The sequence below is a fragment of the Stenotrophomonas sp. YJH_SMC_10 genome (assembly GCF_059371555.1).
This window is the reverse complement of sequence record NZ_JCAFUS010000008.1, coordinates 114,234-135,130: the sequence shown is the minus strand read 5'-3', so window position 1 is coordinate 135,130 and position 20,897 is coordinate 114,234. Positions and strand designations below refer to the sequence as shown.

Here is a 20,897-nt window from a genome sequence, read left to right as displayed (position 1 = left end):
ACTTAATCCCCTCCGTCCCCTTTTTTGCTCAACGATCGTTGAGGGTCTTCACCTTCAGCGCTTCGCGCAGCGCTGCCAGGTCCACCGGACCGCGCACCGCGATATCACGGGTTTCACCCGGCAGCAGGTCCAGCAGGTTGTCTTCGACCTGCACGTCCAGCGCGCCGAAGTCGATCCACGCCGCGCGCACGTACGCCGCGCTTTCCAGGCGCAGGCGGTAGTGGTCGCCGTCAATGGCCAACGTGGCCTTGAGCTTCTGCCGCGGCAGCACCTGGTCCTTGGCCTCGACGAATCCGACCACCTGCCGCGCACGCACCGCGCCGTTCTGCAGCAGCTCGAACACGGCCACCGTGCGCTTCGGGTCGGCGCCGGCCAGCAGCTCGGCATCGCGGAAATCACCGATGGAGGTGACGCCCTCCGCCGACAGCATCACTGCGTCCTCGCGACGGCGCAGCACCTTGCCATCCACATCCATCACCCGCAGCCGCCAGCGCGCTTCCAGTGAGGCGCCATCATTGATCAGGCGCACCCGCGTCCTGCCCTCATCACGCAATGCTGCCAGCGTGACCGGCGCGAAGAAACGCCGCGCGGCAAAGTGCAGCGCCTTCCAGCGACCGAAGTAGTCCACGCTGGACCATGAAGCACCCGGCCAGACATCGTTGAGCTGCCAGTACAGCGAGCCCATCGTGTACGGCCGCGAGGCGCGATGATGCAGCGCGGCCAGCGCGATGCCATCGGCCTGCATCAACTGGCTCAGGTAGACGAAGTCCTCGAAGTCCTTCGGCGTGCCGTAGCCCAGTTCGATGTAGTGCAGCAGCCGGCTGTTGCCCTCGCCAGCCATGAACTTCTGGTGTGCACGGATCACCGGGCTGTCGATGCGCTGCTCGGCGCGGGTGGCGATCTGGTCCACGGTGGCCACCGACGGCCACGCCTGCAGCCCGTACTCGGACATGAAGCGCGGCGTCTCACCCAGGTAGGCCTGCACCGGCAGCGCCGGATTGCCCCAGACCTGCCAGTAGTGCTTGTCGCCGCGGGTGGAATCGTTGGCCTTCTCGTCCAGATCGTTGCTGGGCGAACTGGACCAGTACGGTACGCCCAGTCCTTCCTCGCCCACCACCTGGCGCAGGTCGTTGCCGAACAGGTCGACATAGCCCTGCCAGACTTTCGCCGCAAATGCCGGGTCGGCCGCCTTCAGGTCACGGCCGTGGCCCCAGTCCTTCCAGGCGGTTTCTTCCTCGTTGTTGCCACACCACAGCACGATGCTGGGGTGATGGCGCAGGCGGCGCACGTTGTCGCGCGCCTCGGCGACCACGCTGGCGCGGAACGCCGGATCGTAGCCCGGCTGCATGCCGCCACCGAACATGAAGTCCTGCCAGACCAGCAGGCCCAGCTCGTCGGCGATGTCGAAGAACGCGTCGTCCTCGTAGTAGCCACCGCCCCAGTTGCGCAGCATGTTCATGTTGGCGTCGCGCGCGGCGGTCAGCACCTGGCGCAGGCGCGTGGCATCGACGCGTGCGGGGAAGGCATCGAACGGAATGACGTTGGCGCCCTTGGCGAAGATCGGCACGCCGTTGATGACGAAGGCGAAGCCCTGCCCGCCCTTGCCGTCCTCTTCGCGGCGCAGCTCAACCGTGCGCAGGCCGATGCGCTGCTCGCGCACCAGCGTTGCGTCGGCACCGCCATCCAGGCGCGCCTGCACGGTATAGCGATCCTGCGCACCATGGCCGACCGGCCACCACCGCTTCGGCTCCGCCAGTTCAATCGGTAGTTCAACACTGTTCTGCCCGGGCTTCAGCAGCACCGTGCGCTGCGCCTGGGCCACGCTGCGACCCTGCGGATCGCGCACGTCCACATGGACCACCGCCGAGCCGGCCGACGCGCCCTGCTCCACCTGCAGCAGCACCGCCAGCTTCGCCTGCTCCGCGCTCAATGCATCGGTGCGCACCGCAAGATCGGTCAGGCGGTGCGCGTCCCAGGCCTGCAGGTCGATTCCACGCCAGACGCCGGCGGTGACGTAGCGCGGACCCCAGTCCCAGCCGAAGTGGTAGGCCGGCTTGCGCGCGAAGTTGCCGACCATCGCGTCCTTCGGCTCGTCCCCATAGGGCGAAGGATAGTTGCCGGCGATCTTGTGCGGCATCGCCTGTACGCCCGGCAGCAGGGTGCGGATCGGTGAGCGGAACACGATCTGCAGTTCATTGTCCCTGGCCCGCAGGCGTCCGTCCACGCGCGCGCGCCAGGTCCTGTGCGCGTTGTCCGCGCGCAGCAGCGGCTTGCCGTTGAGACTGACTTCGGCGTAAGTGTCCAGCCCGTCGAAACGCAGTTCGGCATTGGGCTTGGCCAGCGTCGCCGCGTCCACGTCGAAGCGCGCGCGGTACTCCCAGGCCGCCAGGCCGATCCACTGCAGCTCGGCTTCGGGCGCACCCACGTACGGGTCGCGGATCAGCGCATGCGCCAGCAGGTCGGTGTGCACGCTGCCCGGCACCGTGGCCGCACGCCATTGCTGCAGGCCCGGATGCGCAGCGCCCTGCGCGTCACCCGGCAGCATGCGGAACTCCCACTGTGCCTGCAGAGGCGCTGCAGCTACCGGAAAGGTGGAGGCTGCGACCAGCAGCAGGAGCAGACGGACAACGAGGGAAAGACGATGCACGCGGAGCTCCTGTTTTTCCGCCGGGCATGGCCCGGCGCTACCGATTTCGGATTGCCAGGCATGGCCTGGCGCTACTGCATTCGAACGATCTTCAACGCACCACGTTCAACACTTCGTAGCACGCACCCATGGTGTGGTAATCCACCTTGCCGGCCGGGCTTTTCTCGTCGCTGTACTTGCGGTTGTCGGCATCGAGGATGCGGAACCAGGCGCCGTACTGATGGTCGACGAAGTGCGCCCACGCGTACGCCCAGATGCGTTCGTACCACTGCCAGTAGCGGTCATCACCGGTGCGCTTGGCCATCAGTGCGGCGGTGGCCAGCGTTTCGGCCTGCACCCAGAAGTACTTGTCGTCGTCGCAGACAAAGCTGTCGCCACCGATCGGCGCGCCATCCATGCCCGGCTGCCGGCGCGATTCCGGTGCGAAGCCGTAGTACAGGCCGCCGCGGGCGTCGTCCCAGCTGCGCGCCACGGCCACGTCGAACAGGTGCTGCGCGGTCGGCACCAGCCAGTCGGCCTGCACGTGGCGATCGAGGATCAACAGCAGCTTGGCCCATTCGGTCTGGTGACCCGGCTGGAAGCCCCACGGGCGGAACAGGTGCTTGGGGTTGTCCAGGTTGTAGTCCCAGTCGATCTCCCAGTTCTCATCGTAGTGCTCCCAGACCAGCCCGCCGGCCTTGGCCGCCTGGCGGCGGGTCATGTTGTCGGCCAGCTGCAGCGCGCGCTCCACATAGCGCTGCTCGCCACTGGCCTCGAACGCGGCCAGCATCGCCTCGCACATGTGCATGTTGGCGTTCTGTCCACGGTAGCCGGTGAAGTTCCACTGGCCGTCCGCTTCATCCTTGTAGAGCCCGTGCTGCGGCTCCCAGAAGCGCGTTTCCAGCAGCTGCCAGGTTTCGTCCATCCACGCGCGCGCCTGTTCGATGCCTGCCTTCAGCGCACAGCTGTAGGCCAGCAGCACGAAGGCCACGCCGTAGCAGTGGTTCATATCGTCCTCGACCTTGCCATCACGCAGGGTCCAGGCATAGCCGCCGGTGGCGGGGTTGCGGTGCACCTCGCGCAGGTAGCGCACGCCGTGCTCGACCGCGTCGCGGTACTCGGCATTGCCGAACTCGCGGTAAGCCATCGCATAGTTGAAGACGAAACGGGTGCTGCTCACCAGGTGGCGATGGCTGGCATCGTAGATGCTGCCGTCGTCACGGAAGTAGTGGAAGAAGCCACCGTTGGGATCGATGCAGCGCGGGTGGTAGAACGCCATGGTGTCGGCGATGTGCGCGCGCAGGAACGCGGGCGAACGGAAATCGGGCGAAGGGCTCATGCGGTAATGTCCTGTGCCTGCAGCAGCTGCTGCACTTCATCGAGCGAGGGCATCGCGGCGAACGCGCCCTTGCGGGTAACAGCCAGCGCGCCGACCGCAGCGCCGAAGCGCAGCGTGGCGGTGATCGCCTCGGGGTCCTGGCAGAAGGCGGCAAAACCGGTACCGGCACCGCCGCGCTCCAGCAGCCCAACCAGCACGCCACCGACGAACGCGTCGCCCGCGGCCGTGGTGTCGACCGTAGCCACGCGGAAGCTGGTGACGGTGCCGTGGTTGTCGCGGGTGTACCAGTGCAGCGTGGCCGCACCGTCGGTGACGATCACCCAGCGCGCCTGCGCAGCCAGCAGGCGCCGCAGCACCGCCGCCTCGCCGTCGGCACCCAGCGGCGCAGCCAGGTAGTCCAGCTCCTCGCGCGACAGCTTGACCAGGTCAGCGCGTTCCAGTGCCTGCCACAGGCGCGGCGTTGGATCTTCGTTGGCGGGCCACAGCGCCGGGCGCAGGTTGAGGTCCAGGCTGACCACCGCACCGGCGGCACGGGCGCGGTCCATGCCGGCGAAGGTTGCCCCGGCAATGGCCGGCTCGGTCAGGCTGTTGGAGCAGACGTGGAAGCACTGCGCGCTGTCCAGGCACGCGGCCTGGAAATCGCTGTCACGGAACAGCAGGTCGGCCGCCGGCGGCCGGTAGAAGCTGAAGCTGCGCTCGCCATTGGCATCCAGGGCCACGAAGGCCAGTGCCGTCTTGGCCGCGTCGGTGCGCACGATGTAATCGGTACCCACGCCGTGCTCGACCAGACTGTCGGCCAGGAAGTCACCGAACATGTCGCGGCCCAGCATGCCGACGAACTGGGTCTTCGCGCCCAGCCGTGCAGCCGCCACGGCGACGTTGGCCGGTGCACCGCCGGCATATTGCAGGAATGCGCGCGGCGTGTCGGCCGAGGCCGGCGGCTGCGCTAGTAGATCGATCAAAATTTCGCCGAAGCAGACAATGGCACCCATTCCGGACTCAGCCTCCCTGCGTTGCGGAGGCCGGCGTACGCGCGCCGACCAGTCCGTAGAAAATGATGTAGCCGTAGCACAGCAGCGGCAGGATGAAGCTGGCCTGCACGCCGATGTGGTCGGCCAGCACGCCCTGCAGGTACGGCACCACGGCACCGCCGACGATGGCCATGATCAGCAGGCTGGAGCCCTTGTTGGTCAGCGGGCCGAGGCGCTCGATGCTCAGCGCGAAAATAGTGGGGAACATGATCGAATTGAACAGGCCGATCGCCACCACCGAGTACAGCGCGATGTTGCCGGAGGTCAGCATGGTGGTGACCAGCAGCGCCACGTTGACCAGCGCGAAGATCGCCAGCAGGCGGCTCGGCGAGAAGCGCGCCAGCAGCGCGGAGCCGGCAAAGCGGCCGATCATCGCCATCGTCCAATAGGCCGACACGTAGTGCGTGGCTTCCTGTTCGCTGAAGCCACCGATGTTGGGCATCGACAGGTAATTGACCAGGAAGCTGCCGATCGACACTTCGGCGCCGACGTAGAAGAAGATGCCCAGCACGCCCAGCAGCAGGTGGCGCTTGCGCAGCGCATCCAGGTAGCTGTGGTGGTGGCCCTGGTCGGCCTGCTCGGTGGCGTCGCTCAGCGCCGGCAGGCGGAACAGGAACACGAACAGCGCCAGCAGCACCAGCGCCACGGCCAGGCCCACGTACGGACCCTGCACCGCCTGCGCCTCGGCGGCACGGTAGGCCAGCTGCTCGGCGGCCGGCAGCGCCGCGATGTCGTCAGCGCTCTTGACCGTGTTGGACAGGATCAGCATGCCGCCGAAGATCGGCGCGATGGCCGTGCCCAGCGAGTTCAGCGCCTGCGCCAGGGTCAGGCGGCTGGAGCTGGTCTGCTCCGGGCCCAGCAGCGCGACATAGGGGTTGGCGGCCACCTGCAGCACGGTAATGCCGGTGGCCAGCACGAACAGGGCACCGAGGAAGGCGCCATAGACGCGCAGTTCGGCCGCCGGCCAGAAGCCCAGCGCGCCGATGCCGGCGATCACCAGGCCGGCCACGATGCCCTTCTTGTAACCCAGCGCCGCCACCAGCCGACCGGCCGGCAGCGACATCAGGAAATAGGTGCCGAAGAAGGTGAACTGCACCAGCATCGCCTTGGCGTAGTTCAGTTCGAACACCGCCTTCAGGTGCGGGATCAGGATGTCATTGAGGCAGGTCAGGAAGCCCCACATGAAGAAGATCGTGGTGACGACAGCCAGCGCCTTGCCGTTGGTGACGGCGGGTGCGTTGCCCGAAGAACCCGATGGACGGGGCGTTGCGGAGATCGGCATGCGGTACGCGCCTCGATGCGCGGAAGGTCGTTGTTGCGTGGAAGGGGTATGCGGAAGGAATCAGTTCGGTCGTGCGGCACTACTTTCGCGGATGCGCAGCTGCACCGGCGCGACCGTGCGCCGCGGCGGCGCGTCCGGTTCGTCCAGCCGTTGCAGCAGCAGCGCCGCAGCCTGGCGGCCACGCTCGCGCGGATCGGCGGTAAGCGTGGTCAATGGCGGTACCGCCACCGCCGCCTCGGAAATGTCATCGAAGCCGGTCACGGCGAAATCGCCGCCCGGACGGATGCCCCGCGAGTTCAAGCCCAGCATCAGGCCCAGCGCGACGGTGTCGTTGTAGCAGACCGCCGCACTCGGCCGATGACCGTCGGCGAAGAGCTCATCGGTGCGCGCTGCCGCTTCCAGACGGTTAGGCGCCGACTCGATCATCCAACCCGGCGGCAGCGACAGCCCGGCCTCGGCCAACGCCTGCTGGAACCCGGCGCGGCGCTGGTGGCAGGAACTGGATGCGGCGTGGCCGCCGAAGAAGGCGATCTGGCGATGGCCGCGCTCGATCAGGTGGCGCGTGGCCAGATAGGCGCCGTGCTGGTTGTCCAGGGTCAGGAAGTCCCAGTCAGCCCCGGCCAGTTCGCGGTTGAACAGCAGCACGTTGGCATTGGCGCCCAGCGCCTGCCGCAACTGCGCGGTGTCGCTGCCCTCGGCCGGCGACAGGATCAGGCCGGCCGGGGTGTGCTCCATCAGCGTGGACAGCACCGCCTGCTGGCGCTCCGGCGATTCCCCGGTGCTGCCCAGCAGCGTCACGTAACCGCGCCCGCCCAGCGCCTCGTCCACGCCGGACGCGAATTCGGCGAAGAACGGGTTGGACAGGTCGTTGATCACCAGCGCAATGCTCGACGAGGTGCGTCGGCGCAGGTTGGCCGCCGCGCGGTTGTAGACATAGCGCTGGCGGCGCAGCTCGGCCTCGACCTTGGCGCGGGTATCGACATTGACCAGCGGGCTGCCGCGCAACACCAGCGACACGGTTGCCCGTGACACGCCGATCGCACGCGCGATGTCGGTCACCGTCACCGCCTTGCCGGCGCGCTTGCTGGGACTGCTGCCGTTGTCGTTCATCGTCTTCCCGGACTCCGCTGGAGGCTCAAGCCTAATGGATCAGGGCCGTGTCGTGCCGTGCCGTTCGCTGGGTCACCGCGAACGGCACAGTCCGGCTCAGCGCAGCTGGCTGCCCGGTGCCGCGCACCAGGATACCGGCAGGTCCTTCACCGCCGTGCCCCAGCCCTGCTCCGGCACCTTCGCATCCAGCGCAAAGCGCACGCGCGGGCCCTGCTGCAGGCGGCTCCAGTCCAGCCACACCGGTGCATGCGCCTGGCCATCGACCTGCACGCCCTGCACGTACTGCAGGCGGCGGCCATCGGCGCCCGGCGCGTCGATGCGCAGGGTGCGGCCGTTGCCCATGTCCACTTCCACCTTGCTGAAACGCGGGGTGTGCAGCAGGAACTGGCCGCTGCCCGGCACCGCCGGGTACACGCCGATGGCGCTGAACAGGTACCAGGCCGACATCGTGCCAAGGTCATCGTTGCCGGTCACGCCGTTGGGGGCATTGGTGAACAGCTGCTGCGCCGCACGCACCACGGCCGCGGTCTTCCACGGCTGGCCGATCAGCGTATAAAGCCACGGCGAATGCAGGTCCGGCTCATTGTTCGGGTTGTAGCGGAACTGGTTGTAGTAGCTGTACGGCCCGACCACCCACGCCTTGCGCGCGGCGTTGAGCGGGTCGGCCTGCAGCGCGTCCATCGCGAAGAACGCATCGAGGCGGCGGCCCGCCTGTTCGCGGCCATCCATCGCTTCGACCAGGCCCGGCACGTCCTGCTGCGCCAGCCACTGGTACTGCCACGCCGTGCCCTCGTGGAAGCCGTGGTGCGAACGCGGGCTGTAATGGCCGTCGGACGGGGTGTACCACTGGCCATCCTCGGTGCGCGGGCGCGGGAACCCGGTGAAGCCGGTCTCGGCATCGCGCACCTGCGGATCCCACACCTTGCGCCAGTTGCGGCCGCGCTCACGCAGCGTCGCCGCATCCTGGGCGTGGCCCAGGCCATCGGCCATCTGCGAGAGCGCGCAGTCGGCCAGCGCGTACTCCAGCGTGGCCGAACCACCGTGGTGCGGATCGACGTCCATGCCCTTGGACGGGAATGCACGGTCATAGGCCACGTAGCCCTTGTCCAGGTAGGTCGGGTTGCCGGAGCGGCCGGCCATGCGCGAGTTCAGCGGCGGCGTACCGAAGGCATTGCGGCGCAGCGCATCCCAGGCCTGCGATTCACGCCCCTTGAGCGCACCGAAGCGCCACAGGTCGACCATGAACGGGGTGACCGGATCGCCGGTCATGATGTTGGTCTCGAAGTTGGCATAGCCCCAACGCGGCAGCCAACCGCCCTGCTCATCGATCGCCAGCAGGGTGCGGCCGATGTCGCGCGCCACGTCCGGGCGGGTCAGTGCCAGCCACTGGTTCTGCGCACGGTAGGTATCCCACAGCGAGAAGTACTCGTAGTAGGTCCAGCCATCGGCACGGTGGATGCCATCGTCATAGCCGCGGTAGCGGCCATCGGCGTCGTTGCCGGTCATCGGCTGCAGCAGCGCGTGGTAGACCGCGCTGTAGAACACGGTGCGGTCATCGGCGGTGCCGCCCTGCACGCGCACCCGGCCCAACTGCTCACGCCAGGCCTGCTGGGACAGCGCGCGCATGCGGTCGAAGCCGAGCAGCGCCCCACCCTGCATGCCTTCCGCGCGCAGGTTGGTGCGCGCGCCTTCGGCATCCACGTGCGAGATCGCGCTGACCGCTGTCACCGACTGGCCCTTGGCCAGGTCGAAGCTGAGCCAGGCACCGTTCGGCTTCTGCTCGCCTTCCATGCTGTGGCGCGCGCCCGGCAGGCCACCGCCCTCGCCCCAGGTGCCATGCGCTTTGAACGGACGGTCGAACTCGATGCGGAACCAGGTGGTGTACTGATGGCCGCCGCAGAAACTCTTGGTGACCAGCTTGCCCTCGACCACGCGGTCGCCGACCACATCGACCACGCTGCCGATCACCGAATGGCGCTCGTTGGCCTGGCCGACGTTGACCAGCACGTGGCCATCGCCACTGCGCTGGCTGAAGGTGTAGCGCTCGGCCGCGGCACGGGTACGCGCGGTCGCCTCGGCATCGATGCCGCCGTAGCTGGTCAGGCGCACCTTGTAGTAGCCGGCCTGGCCGACCTCGCCGTCATGGGTGTAAGCCGAGGCATAGGCCTTGTGGTCGAACTGCTTGGCGTTGCCGGTATCGAAATCACCGCCCGGACCGATCGAGCCGGTCACCGGCAGCACCGACACCTGGCCGCCCTGTTCCCAGCAACCCGCGCCGGACAGGAAGGAGTGGCCGAACCCGCGGATCTTCTCATCGTCATAGCGCCAGCCCGAGTAGTGGCTGCCGATCGGGCTGACCTGGATCAGGCCGAACGGTGCCGACGCACCCGGGAACGTGTTGCCGTCGTCCTTGCTGCCGATGAAGGTGTTTACCTCGCGCTCCAGCGCTGCCGGCGCGGCCTGCAGCAGCATCGGCGCCGCCGACAGCGCAAGCAGGCAGGCCAGGCGCACCAGCGGGCGCGAGGATGATGGGACGGCGGGAGCAGACGGCACTGGACGCATGTCGGGTTCCTGTAGTCGATGGCGCGGAGGCAGACGGCCGGGGCCGTCCGGCAGCGTTCCGCTGAGCCCTGCCCTGACCTGCAGAGAGCTCCCCCTGGAATGACGCCCGACCCGTGCGACCGTGAATTTAGATCGATTCAAGTAGAGCATGCGGGTTCAGCCGAATGCATTCTGCGGCGCAGCATGAGCGGGTTCGGCAGGGCTGCGCCCTGCACCCGCGCGTACTGCCGGCTGCTGGCCGGCAACGCCAGAAGCAACAGCAAAAGCCGGCGATCCGTGGGATGGCGGGGTGGGTCCGGTTGCGGGGGGCGCCGTAAATACGTCCATGTAGGCTCGGTCGCCGCATCCATGCGGCTCACGCCCCCGCAACCGGACCCACCCCGCCTTCGACAGATCTCCGTGATCTGCAATGGATCTCTGACGGATAACGAAAATCGATCCGGGGTCAGATCCGTTTTCCAACGGAAAACGGATCTGACCCCATGACCCCATGTCGCTCCAGGATCAATCCAACCGTCACCGGGAAACTGTCAAAGGTGGGGCGGTGTGGGCTGGCAGGACCGTTGGCGCCATGGATGGCGCCATCGAGCCCCCATGGGTGAGGGCGCTTTGCTTGAGAAGCACTGCTTCGCAAGCGCCCGAACGCCCAGCCGCCAGCGGCTGGGCCGGACCCCGGAGGGGGGTTTACGGCGTGTCCTGCCAGTCCACAGCGCCCCGCCAAACCACAGACAACCCCGAGCCGCTTTGGCTTTGGCTTTGGCTGTTGCCGGCCAGCGGCCGGCACTACCCCCGCAGGTGCAGGGCGCAGCCCTGCCGACCCCCCTCCCCTGCGCACGAAAACGATTTCACTGATTTCAGCAAACCGTCATCCCTTCGCCACGCCAGTACCATATTGCGCAGCAGCATGCGCCGGCGGGCGACCCGTGCTAAAAATCGCCCGCCCATCGCTTAGATCGATCCAAGACGACGCCGCGATGGCCGGGAGTTGGGGGAGCAGCAACAGGACGTACCAGGCCACACGCGCGGTGCTACTGCCACTGCATGGCGACCGCCGCAAAGTCACTTCAAATTAGATCGATTCAAGTTGTCCGTGCCACGTCACCGGATCAATCCAGGAGAGAGGGAGAGATGGGAATGAAGCATTCAACACGTACGCACGGCCAGGACGCATTGTCGCTGGCCATCGCGCTGGCCCTGGCTGCCGCCGTCATTCCGGCAGGCGCCGCCGCGCAGCAGGCCGCGTCCACCGGCACGCAGGACGCCACGACTCTGGACAGCGTCCAGGTCACCGGCTACCGCTACGCCATTGAAAAGAGCCTCGAGCAGAAGCGCGATGCCAACGCCGTGGTCGAAGTGATCACCGCCGAAGACGTCGGCAAGTTCCCCGACAAGAACGTGGCCGACGCCTTGCAGCGCGTGCCCGGCGTGGTCATCACCCGCAGCGGTGGCGAAGGCAAGAGCGTCAGCGTGCGCGGCCTTGCACCGGACCTGACCCTGACCCAGTTGAACGGCAACTTCGTCGCCTCGTCGGAGACCAACAACGAAGCGACCCGCTCCTTCAACTACACCCTGCTGCCGTCGAACATGCTGTCCAGCGCCGAGCTGTTCAAGTCGCCGGAAGCCCGCATCGACGAAGGCGGCATCGGCGGCACGGTCATCCTGCATACCCGCCGTCCGCTCGACATGGAATCCAACTCCGGCTACGTGAACCTGGAGGGCACCACCTCCGACACCAGCCACGACGTTGATCCGCAGGTGTCGGCGCTGTATTCCTGGCACAGCAAGGACGAGCGCTTCGGCGTGCTGGTCGGCGTGACCCAGCAGAAGCGCACTACCCGCACCATGGAAGCCAGTACCGAGGACTACCAGTGGTACGGCAACGGCACCACCGCCCGCGATGCCAACGGCAACCTGCTGGAGCAGGATGGCATCCACTACTGGTGGGGCCAGTCCGGCTTCAACAACCAGACCGGCAAGAACTACAGCGAGTTCTTCATGCCGACCTCGGTGAACTTCGCGGTGAAGGAAGAGAAGCGCGAACGCAAGGGCGGGCAGCTGACCTTCCAGTTCAAGCCGGTCGACAACGTCACGATGACGGCCAACTACTTCCGCTTCGAACTGCAGGGTGACTACACCCAGAACATGCTGAAGGTGCCGGAGTGGAACCTGGCCCGCTACAACCAGGACGGCAACTGGGCCGGCGGCCGCCTGCTCAATGGCCTCGACTTCGATCCGAGCGGCAGCATCGTCACCGGCGCGCAGTACCAGAAGCTGGCCGGCAAGACCTACTACTGCAGCGAGGATGAAGCGGCTGCGGCCGGCCTCAAGCCCGGTGGCTGGGGCCCGGACGACTGCACCATCCCCACCCCGCAGCTCACCGGCGGCTACAGCAAGGAAAAGGCGCTGTCGCAGACTGCGGACCTGACCATTGACTGGGACATCAGCCCGCTCTGGAAAGCCTCGTTCACCGGCGGCCGCACCTGGTCCGAAGGTGGCCCGTCGATGAACTTCCGCATGTCGGCCAAGCCGCGCCGCAAGGTGGGCAACCAGTGGCAGTCCGGCAACCAGTACACCGCGTGGGACCTCACCGGGACGCCGTCGGTGCAGTTCTCGCCCGACCTGCAGCAGCAGCTGATGGCCGGCATCGCCGAAGTCGATACCGGTTCCACCGATTCGTCTTGGATGCAGACCGAAGTCAAGCAGAACTACTTCCAGGCAGACGTCACCAAGCTGTTCGAGGCGGGTTGGCTGGACTCGATCCAGTTCGGCGCCAAGTACCGCGACGGCAAGGTCCACCGCAACACCGGCAACACCTACTGGGTGTGCCCGGGCCTGGACCCGTCCGACTATGACAACAACCGCTACCAGGCCGGTTGCGATCCGACCGCTGGCAACGCGCAGCCGGGCTTCTTCCTGTCCAACCCGATCAGCAACATCACCGGCGCCTTCAACGCCAATGTGTTCCCGGGCATCAACTACCCGGCCTACATCGATTACCTGAACAAGACCTACGGCGGCTCGCACAACCGCACCGAGGAAGACTTCGTCTACGACGTCAACGAGAAGATCTACTCCGGCTACTTCCAGGCCAACTTCCGCACCGAGCGCGTGCGCGGCAACGTCGGCGTGCGCGTGGTGCGCACCAAGCAGTTCGCCCAGTCCAGCGACTCGGTCGAGCGCTTCAACGACTACTTCGTCGACAACGCCAGCGGCGCACCGATGAGCTGCGATGATCCGGCCGCCGATCCGAACCTGCGCTGCCAGGGTGGCTTCGTCCGCCTGCCCGACGCCCAGGTGCGCGACAAGGTGTACGCGCTGTCGTCGCTGGAAAAGACCTATACCGACGTGCTGCCCAGCTTCAACATCGCCTGGGACATCACCGACAACCTGGTGCTGCGCGGCGCGGCGTCGAAGGTGGTCGCGCGCCCGAGCTACACCAGCATCGCCTATCCCGGTGGCCTGCGTTACATCAGCGAGGAGTACGCCAACGATCGCCGCGTCACCGGCGGCACCGACACGCCCGGCTGGTACGGCTCAGGCAGCAACAAGGCGCTGGAGCCGTTCAAGGCGGTCCAGTTCGACCTGGGCCTGGAGTGGTACTTCAAGCCGGGCGCCGTCGCGGGTGTTTCGCTGTTCCGCAAGAACGTGGACAACTTCACCGTGCCGGTGGTGCGCGACCAGCAGATGAACGTCGGCGGGCAGTCGGTCACCGTGCAGAAGTACGAGACCCAGGCCAACGGCCGCGATGGCGTTTCGCAGGGCGTGGAACTGTATGGCCAGTACACCTTCGACTTCGGCCTGGGTGTGCAGGCCAACTACACCTACAACGACACCAACCTGGCCTCGATCGTGCTGGACGGCGAGGAAATCGGCTCCTCGCCGCTGGTCGGCAGCGCCAAGAACCAGGCCAACGTCACCGTGTTCTACGAGAACGACAAGTTCCTGGCGCGTGCCTCGTACAACCGTCGCGGTGAAGTGGTCGGCGGCCTGAACAATGGCATGACCACCTACACCAAGCCGTACAGCCAGCTTGACCTGAACGTGGCCTACAACCTCACCCCGGACTGGACGGTGACCGCTGCCGTGCTGAACGCCACCAAGTCCGAGCTGCGCAGCTACATCGGCAACGACAGCCAGGCCCGCCTGCTGTCCAACCTGTACGCCGGCCGCCAGCTGTATTTCGGCCTGAACTGGAAGTTCTGAGGCGGCGCCGGGCCTACCCGGCGCGCTCTCGCCCCGTTCCGGCGGGGAGGGTCCTCCACGGCAGCCACGCTGGTACAGGTGGCTGCCGTTTTTCATTGATGCATGTACATGGGCCCCTTGGCCGCCGTTCAGTCCGGCGCTTGACCCTGCCATCGTTGGAAGGTGCACACTGGCCCTACCCCAATGGCATCGAAGGAGCCACAGATGGAATTCCATGTCGACGGCATGACCTGCGGCGGCTGCGCACGCAGCGTGACCCGCGCGATCCAGCAGATCGATCCGAACGCCCGCGTAGTCGCTGACCCGCCGAGCGGCCTGGTCAAGGTGCAGACCACCGCGTCGCAGGAACAGGTGTTCGCCGCGGTGAACGATGCAGGTTTCCCGCCGCGCAGCGCCTGATCCCCTGCCCGGCATCCACAACGAAGCCCGCCCCGTGCACTGTCACAGGGCGGGCTTTTCAATGCATGCGAACATGAAAACTCAGTGCTTGCGCGCGCGGCGGCGCACCGCGCCGGTCTTGGCCGCTTCCACCGGCAGCGGAGCCTCATCGTCTTCACCCAGCCGCTGCAGGATCGGGCATTCGGGGCGCTCATCGCCGGCACAGCAGCGGATCAGCGATTTCAGCGTATCGGCCATCTGCCGCATGTGCTCGATGCGCTGTTCCAGGTCGGCGATGTGCTGCTCGGCCAGCTGCTTGACGTCGGCACTGTGGCGCGACGTGTCGTTCCACAGGCCCAGCAGGTCGCCGATCTCGGCCACCTGGAAGCCGAGATCGCGCGCGCGGCGGATGAAGCGCAGGCGATGGATGTCGGCCTGCGAATACGCCCGATAGCCCGACTCCGTTCTATCCGCCGCAGGAATCAAGCCGATCTGTTCGTAGTAGCGGATCATTTTCGCCGATACGCTGGAGGCCTTGGCGGCTTCACCGATGTTCATGCGGATCTCCTTCATTGGGTCGCAGCGGCGGCATCGGCCATCGGTGGCTGGAAGCGGCGCAGGCGCAGTGCGTTGCCCAGCACGAACACACTGGACAGCGCCATCGCACCGGCCGCGAACACCGGCGACAGCAGCACGCCCCAGACCGGGTACAGCACGCCGGCGGCCACCGGAATCAACGCGGTGTTGTAGGCGAAGGCCCAGAACAGGTTCTGCCGGATGTTGCCCAGCGTCGCCTTCGATAGCGCAATGGCGTTCGGTACGCCCTGCAGGTTGCCCGACATCAGCACCACATCAGCCGATTCCACCGCGATATCGGTACCGGTGCCAATGGCCAGGCCGACATCGGCCTCGGCCAGTGCTGGCGCGTCATTGATACCGTCGCCGACGAAGGCGATCTGGCCGTAGGTGGACTTCAAGCGACGCACCGCTTCGACCTTGCCTTCCGGCAGCACCTCGGCCACGACCTCGTCGATGCCCAGCTGGCGCGCGATCGCCTGCGCGGTGGCAGCGTTGTCGCCGGTGATCATCGCCACCTTCAGGCCCAGCTGATGCAGCGCCGCGATCGCCGCCGGGGTGCTCGGCTTGATCGGGTCGGACACCGCGATGATCGCGGCCAGGCGTCCATCGAAGGCCACGTACATCGGTGACTTGCCCTGCGCGCCAAGTTCCGCCGCCAATGCTGCGAATGCCGTGATGTCCACGCCCAGCTCGCGCATGAAGCGATCGGCACCGACCTCCACCCGAGCACCCTCGACACTGGCCCGCACGCCCATGCCGGTGACCGATTCGAAATCGACCAGCGATGGCAGCACAATGCCCTGCCCGGTCGCGGCGTCAACAATCGCGCGGGCAATCGGATGCTCCGAACGCGATTCCACCGCGGCAACCGCCGCCAGTACGGCGTCGCGCTCGAAACCGGCGGCAACGTCCAGATCGGTCAGGCGCGGGCGTCCTTCGGTCAGCGTGCCGGTCTTGTCCACGGCCACGACCTGCGCGTCCTTCAGCAACTGCAGGGCTTCGCCCTTGCGGAACAGCACGCCCATCTCGGCGCCACGGCCGGTACCGACCATGATCGAGGTCGGCGTGGCCAGTCCCATCGCGCAAGGGCAGGCAATGATCAGCACCGCCACCGCATTGACCAGCGCGAAGCTCAGCGCCGGCGAGGGCCCGAAGACCAACCAGACTACGAAGGTCGCCAGCGCGGCCAGCATCACCGCCGGCACGAACCACAGGGTGACCTTGTCGACCACCGCCTGGATCGGCAGCTTCGAGCCCTGCGCCTGTTCCACCATGCGGATGATCTGCGCCAGCATGGTCTGCGCGCCCACCGCCGTGGCGCGAACCGTCAGCGCGCCCGTCTGGTTGACCGTGCCACCGACCACGCTGCTGCCCGGCTGCTTCCCGACCGGGATCGGCTCGCCGCTGATCATCGACTCGTCGATGAAGCTGCGGCCTTCAACCACCTCGCCGTCCACCGGCACGCGCTCGCCCGGACGCACTTCCACCACGTCGCCGCCCAGCACGTCGTTCACTGGAACATCCACGCTGCGGCCGTCACGGATCACATGCGCGACCTTGGCCTGCAGATTGACCAAGCGCTTGATCGCCTCGGAGGTACGGCCCTTGGCACGCGCCTCGAGGAAGCGGCCGAGCAGGATCAGCGCCACGATCACCGCTGCTGCTTCGTAGTAGACGTTCACCGTACCCGCCGGCAACAGCTTCGGCAGGAAGGTCGCCACCACCGAGTAACCGAAGGCGGCGGCGGTACCCACCGCGACCAGCGAGTTCATGTCCGGCGCACGCCGCAGCAATGCGGGCACGCCCTTCTGGTAGAAGCGACGGCCGGGAACGGCCAGCACCAGCGCGGTCAGCACGAACTGCAGGTACCAGCTGGCTTGCATGCCGATCGTGGACATCACCCATGCGTGCATGCCGGGGATCAGGTGCGAGCCCATCTCCAGCACGAACACCGGCAATGCCAGCGTCGTGGCCACGATCAGGTCGCGCTTCAGTTCGGCACGCTCGGCATCCTTCCGTTCTGCGGCCTCGTCATCGGACTGCACACCCGCCTCGATCACGCGTGCGTCATAGCCGGCCTTGTCGATGGCGGCGACCAGCGCCGCAGCATCCGCCACGCCACGCACGGTCGCACGCTCGGTGGCCAGGTTCACGCTGGCCTGGCTGACGCCTGGCACGGCCAACAGCGCACGTTCGACACGGCCCACGCAGGACGCACAGGTCATGCCCTCGACCGACAGCTCAGTGGTACCGGCGGGCACGTCATAGCCCGCCCGCTCCACCGCCTGGATCAGCGCTGCGCGATCGACCGGGCCCGACGGGCGGATGTCCGCCCGCTCGGTGGCCAGGTTCACCGCGACACTTCCCACGCCCTCCACCCTGGACAGTGCCGCTTCGACCCTACCCACGCAGCTGGCGCAGGTCATGCCCTCGATCGGCAGGCTGATCGGGGCGCTAGTGGGGACGGCAGTGGCGCGTGGCGTGCTCATGATCAGATTCCCGGGATTCCTTCTGGATGCGGACAGGCTAAACCTTGCCATCGTGGGAAGGTCAAATCCAGCCTGTCCGCAGTTCCTTAATGGCACCCGGCATCCACGTCCGTGCATGGCCAGATCCACGCATGGCGTGGATCCATCGCCGGCGGCAGCTCGCCTCAGAAGGTGAACACATACTCCAGTGCGAACTCGCGGCCGACCGCGCTCAGCAGGCGGGTCGGGGCGAAGTCATAGTCCAGCTTGTACGGATCCTTGTGGTTCCAGCTGGCCGAATTGAACACGTTGTTGACGTAGACATTGACCTTGGCGTGCTCGGTCAGCTGGTAGCCCACGTTGACGTTCCAGGTGATGAACGGCCCGACCCGGCCGAAGTAGCGCGAGGTCTGCTGGCCGGCATTGGGGTTCTGGTTCACCGAGCCATCCGGCAGCCGTGCCGGTTCCAGGCAGTTCAGCGACGGACTGTCACTGGGCACGTAACCGTCGGCGAACGGCAGGCAGCCGCCGGGGTTGTCCAGGCGATCGGTGCCCCAGTGGTAACGCACGCCCGGCACCGAACCGATGCGGTCGGCATAGACGTTGGCGTTCCAGTTGCCGCGTTGCCAGGCCAGGCTCGCGCGCAGCTTGCTGCGCAGGTCGCGGTCGCGGCGTTCCGGGTTCGGATCGGCGGCGTAGCGCTGTTCCTTGGTCGAGATCTGGTTGGTGTAGTTCACCCCAAGCTGGAAGCTGCCCCACTGGGCGGTCTCCAGCCGGTAACGCGCGGTCAGGTCGATGCCGCGCACTTCGCGGCTGGCCAGGTTGAACGGGCCGCGCTCGATCGACACCAGCCGGCCACTGCTGTCACGGTTCACGCGGGCCAGGATGCCGGCGCAGTAGTCGCCACCGGCCGGATTGGCCCACGGCGTGCCATCGATGTTCTTGCCGGTCAGGCAACCGGCCTCGCTGGCCAGCACCTCGTCGGCGCCGACGTCGACGATCATGTCTTCCAGCTTGATCGCCCAGTAGTCGGCGCTCACCGACAGGTTCGGCATCACGTCCCAGACAAAGCCGACCGTCCACGAATCGCCGGTCTCCGAGCGCAGCAGCGGCGTGCCGCGCCGGTTCACGTCGAAGGTGTACCAGACATCGGTGTTGCCCACCCCGCAGTTGTTGACCAGGTAGGCACCGCTCTGGATGCAGCGCAGGCGGTCATAGGTCTGCACTTCGGAACTGCTCGGCTGGCCCAGCAGGTAATGCATGTCCGGCGCGTGGAAGCTGGTGGCGTACGAGCCACGCACCAGCAGCGATTCGACCGGACGCCATTCCAGGCCAACGTTCCAGGTGGTTTCCTTCTGGCTGCCGATGTCCAGCGCCTGGCTGCTGTCATCGGCCTTGTAGTTGCCGTAGCGGTCGTAGCGCGCGGCTGCGGTGGCGGTCACGCCGTCCAGCAGCGGAATCTTGAACTCGACGCCGGCCGAATAGCGGGTGCGTTCGCCGCCACCGCGGTCAACGTTCTGCAGGTCGAAGTCGATACCGGCGCGCGGGTCCGGGCTGAGGTGATAGCCCTGCTGCGCCACTTCGGCCACGGCGGCGAACGAGATCGGGCCCGCCCAGCCCTGGAACAGCTCACCGGTGATGTCCGCCGAGGCCTGGTTGACCCACGATGACGCGCGGTTCCTCGCCACCGTACCCATCTGCCAGTACTGGTCCGGCGTCAGCGGGTTCCACCAGCGCGACTCGTTCAGCGCGTAGATCGCCTCGCCATCGGCGGTGGTGCCCAGGCGCGGGCCGAGGAAATAGTCGTACGACTTCTGCTCGTCGACCACGTTCTGCCGTTCTTCCACGCGGTAATAGGAACGCCCCACCGTCGCGCTCCAGTCGAAGCGGTCGGCGAGGCGGCCACGCAGGCCGGCGCTCCAGTCCCAGGACAGTTCACGATTGGTGTTGCGCAGCGTATCCAGGCCGCCGACCTCGTTCGGGGTGAACTGGCGCACGCCCAGGATCGGCCGGTTACGGTTGGCGTCCCAGTAATAGCCGTTGGCATCGTCGATCAGCGAGACGCTGGGTGGATTGGTGCCCCAGATCGCTTCGGAACGGTAGACCGCCAGGTTGGTCCAGGCCTGCAGGTCGCTGCTGAAATCGAAGGTGGCATACAGGTTGCCGGACACGTTCTCGGCACCACCGGTGAGCAGCCAGTTGGCGTAGTCGGCGCTCATGCCGCACAGGCGGCCGGTGTTGGTGATGCGGTTGGCGGCGTAGTTGTAGACCAGTCGATCGGCCGTGTAGTACTCACCGTCGAACTTCTCGCAGGTACCGGTGGGCGGCGCCAGGCGCTGGCCCGTCGTCGGATCGATCAGCGCCAGCCCGGCCGTGGGACGGAAGCCGACCTTGCGCTGCTCCATGTTCCAGGACGCATACGGTGCATCATCGGCATCGTCCATCTGCGGGCGATCGCGGCCGAACAACGGATCGCGCTTGGTGTACTGCAACGCATAGGTCACGCTCCAGTTGTCCCCTGTCCTGCCGCCGGCCCAGGACAGGTCCCAGGTATCGCGTCCGCCTTCGGTGGAGGTGCCGCCGCGCACGCGCACTTCGTCACCGTCGTAGTTGGTCTTGAGGATGACGTTGACCACGCCGGCGATCGCATCCGAGCCATAAATGGCCGAGGCGCCACCGGTCAGCACTTCGATCCGCTCCACCGCCGCGGCCGGAATGTTGCCGTAGTTGGAGAAGTTGGTTTCGCCGCCGTACGGCAGCGGGTAATCGGCCACGCGGCGGCCGTTGACCAGCAGCAGCGAGCGGTTCGGCCCCATCCCGCGCAGATTCAGCCCGCTGGCGTTGGGCGTGTGCGAACCCCACTGCGAGGCCGCTTCGACGGTACCGGTCGCTTCGGTAAGCGTCTTCAGCGCGTCATACACGCTGACGAAGCCCTCTTTCTGGATCTGCTGCGCGGTGATCACGTTGACCGGGGCCGGGCCTTCGACCGCGGCGCGCTTGATGCGCGAGCCGGTAACGGTGACCGCGTCGAGATCCTGGGTGGAGGGGCTGGCGGCTTCCTGTGCGCTGGCTGCCAGCGGCAACAGGGCCAGGATCAGGGCCTGGGACAGGAGGTGACGACGCTTGTGGACGATCTGAGCCATGGGTGGTTGCTCTTCGAAGATGTGGACGCACGGGCGGACGGTGGCGCGGCACTACGACGGATCCAGGCGCCTGGATCGGTTCACGACCGATACGGCACCTCCCCTGTGGATCGATCCAAACTAAAGCACAGCTGAACCACACCGGGCATGCGGCGATGCAGCAATGACCGGGGAAA

At 66.8% G+C, this 20,897-nt stretch carries 11 protein-coding genes; 2 read left to right on the top strand and 9 right to left on the bottom strand.

The genetic code is table 11. The annotated features are described in order from the left end of the window. Positions 1–28: 28 nt before the first annotated feature. The 6 genes from AC5P9C_RS12265 to AC5P9C_RS12240 form a co-directional block, all read right to left on the bottom strand. On the bottom strand, positions 29–2,647 hold the full coding sequence (locus AC5P9C_RS12265; RefSeq protein WP_343541737.1) for a beta-mannosidase: 2,619 nt from the start codon (positions 2,645–2,647) through the stop codon (positions 29–31). Positions 2,648–2,738: 91 nt separating this feature from the next. Beyond that, positions 2,739–3,965: an AGE family epimerase/isomerase gene (locus AC5P9C_RS12260; RefSeq protein WP_053462817.1), complete on the bottom strand. Its 1,227-nt coding sequence runs from the start codon at positions 3,963–3,965 to the stop codon at positions 2,739–2,741. After that, positions 3,962–4,957, bottom strand: coding sequence for a carbohydrate kinase family protein (locus AC5P9C_RS12255; protein WP_049464306.1), 996 nt, complete (start codon positions 4,955–4,957; stop codon positions 3,962–3,964). The genes AC5P9C_RS12260 and AC5P9C_RS12255 overlap by 4 nt, the downstream gene beginning before the upstream one ends. Positions 4,958–4,964: 7 nt before the next feature. Continuing rightward, positions 4,965–6,278 (bottom strand): L-fucose:H+ symporter permease, encoded by a 1,314-nt coding sequence (fucP, locus tag AC5P9C_RS12250; RefSeq protein WP_049464304.1) that lies wholly within the window; start codon positions 6,276–6,278, stop codon positions 4,965–4,967. Positions 6,279–6,338: 60 nt separating this feature from the next. Then, positions 6,339–7,388, bottom strand: a complete 1,050-nt coding sequence (locus tag AC5P9C_RS12245; RefSeq protein WP_014646964.1) for a LacI family DNA-binding transcriptional regulator — start codon at positions 7,386–7,388, stop codon at positions 6,339–6,341. A 96-nt stretch (positions 7,389–7,484) separates the two neighbouring features. Then, positions 7,485–9,950, bottom strand: coding sequence for a GH92 family glycosyl hydrolase (locus AC5P9C_RS12240; RefSeq protein ID WP_064238379.1), 2,466 nt, complete (start codon positions 9,948–9,950; stop codon positions 7,485–7,487). A 1,128-nt stretch (positions 9,951–11,078) separates the two neighbouring features. Here AC5P9C_RS12240 and AC5P9C_RS12235 point away from each other — a divergent pair. Then, positions 11,079–14,153 (top strand): TonB-dependent receptor, encoded by a 3,075-nt coding sequence (locus AC5P9C_RS12235; RefSeq protein ID WP_414609235.1) that lies wholly within the window; start codon positions 11,079–11,081, stop codon positions 14,151–14,153. Positions 14,154–14,357: 204 nt separating this feature from the next. After that, positions 14,358–14,552, top strand: a complete 195-nt coding sequence (locus AC5P9C_RS12230; RefSeq protein WP_049471345.1) for a heavy-metal-associated domain-containing protein — start codon at positions 14,358–14,360, stop codon at positions 14,550–14,552. 81 nt (positions 14,553–14,633) lie between these two features. On the opposite strand, the gene cueR is transcribed toward AC5P9C_RS12230, so the two are convergent. From cueR to AC5P9C_RS12215, 3 genes are all read right to left on the bottom strand, one after another. Then, entirely contained in the window at positions 14,634–15,089 is a 456-nt protein-coding gene (gene cueR / locus AC5P9C_RS12225; protein WP_049471344.1) for a Cu(I)-responsive transcriptional regulator, read from the bottom strand. Between the two features lie 11 nt (positions 15,090–15,100). Next, complete coding sequence (locus tag AC5P9C_RS12220; RefSeq protein WP_343541372.1) at positions 15,101–17,599, bottom strand: heavy metal translocating P-type ATPase; 2,499 nt, start codon at positions 17,597–17,599, stop codon at positions 15,101–15,103. Between the two features lie 164 nt (positions 17,600–17,763). After that, positions 17,764–20,721, bottom strand: coding sequence for a TonB-dependent receptor plug domain-containing protein (locus AC5P9C_RS12215; protein ID WP_343541369.1), 2,958 nt, complete (start codon positions 20,719–20,721; stop codon positions 17,764–17,766). Positions 20,722–20,897 lie beyond the last annotated feature (176 nt).

Coding starts and splice junctions, on each gene's coding strand:
- cueR (WP_049471344.1), bottom strand. CDS start 15,089: ATGAACATCGGTGAAGCCGCCAAGGCCTCCAGCGTATCGGCGAAAATG.
- fucP (WP_049464304.1), bottom strand. CDS start 6,278: ATGCCGATCTCCGCAACGCCCCGTCCATCGGGTTCTTCGGGCAACGCA.
- AC5P9C_RS12260 (WP_053462817.1), bottom strand. CDS start 3,965: ATGAGCCCTTCGCCCGATTTCCGTTCGCCCGCGTTCCTGCGCGCGCAC.
- AC5P9C_RS12240 (WP_064238379.1), bottom strand. CDS start 9,950: ATGCGTCCAGTGCCGTCTGCTCCCGCCGTCCCATCATCCTCGCGCCCG.
- AC5P9C_RS12245 (WP_014646964.1), bottom strand. CDS start 7,388: ATGAACGACAACGGCAGCAGTCCCAGCAAGCGCGCCGGCAAGGCGGTG.
- AC5P9C_RS12230 (WP_049471345.1), top strand. CDS start 14,358: ATGGAATTCCATGTCGACGGCATGACCTGCGGCGGCTGCGCACGCAGC.
- AC5P9C_RS12235 (WP_414609235.1), top strand. CDS start 11,079: ATGGGAATGAAGCATTCAACACGTACGCACGGCCAGGACGCATTGTCG.
- AC5P9C_RS12255 (WP_049464306.1), bottom strand. CDS start 4,957: ATGGGTGCCATTGTCTGCTTCGGCGAAATTTTGATCGATCTACTAGCG.
- AC5P9C_RS12220 (WP_343541372.1), bottom strand. CDS start 17,599: ATGAGCACGCCACGCGCCACTGCCGTCCCCACTAGCGCCCCGATCAGC.
- AC5P9C_RS12215 (WP_343541369.1), bottom strand. CDS start 20,721: ATGGCTCAGATCGTCCACAAGCGTCGTCACCTCCTGTCCCAGGCCCTG.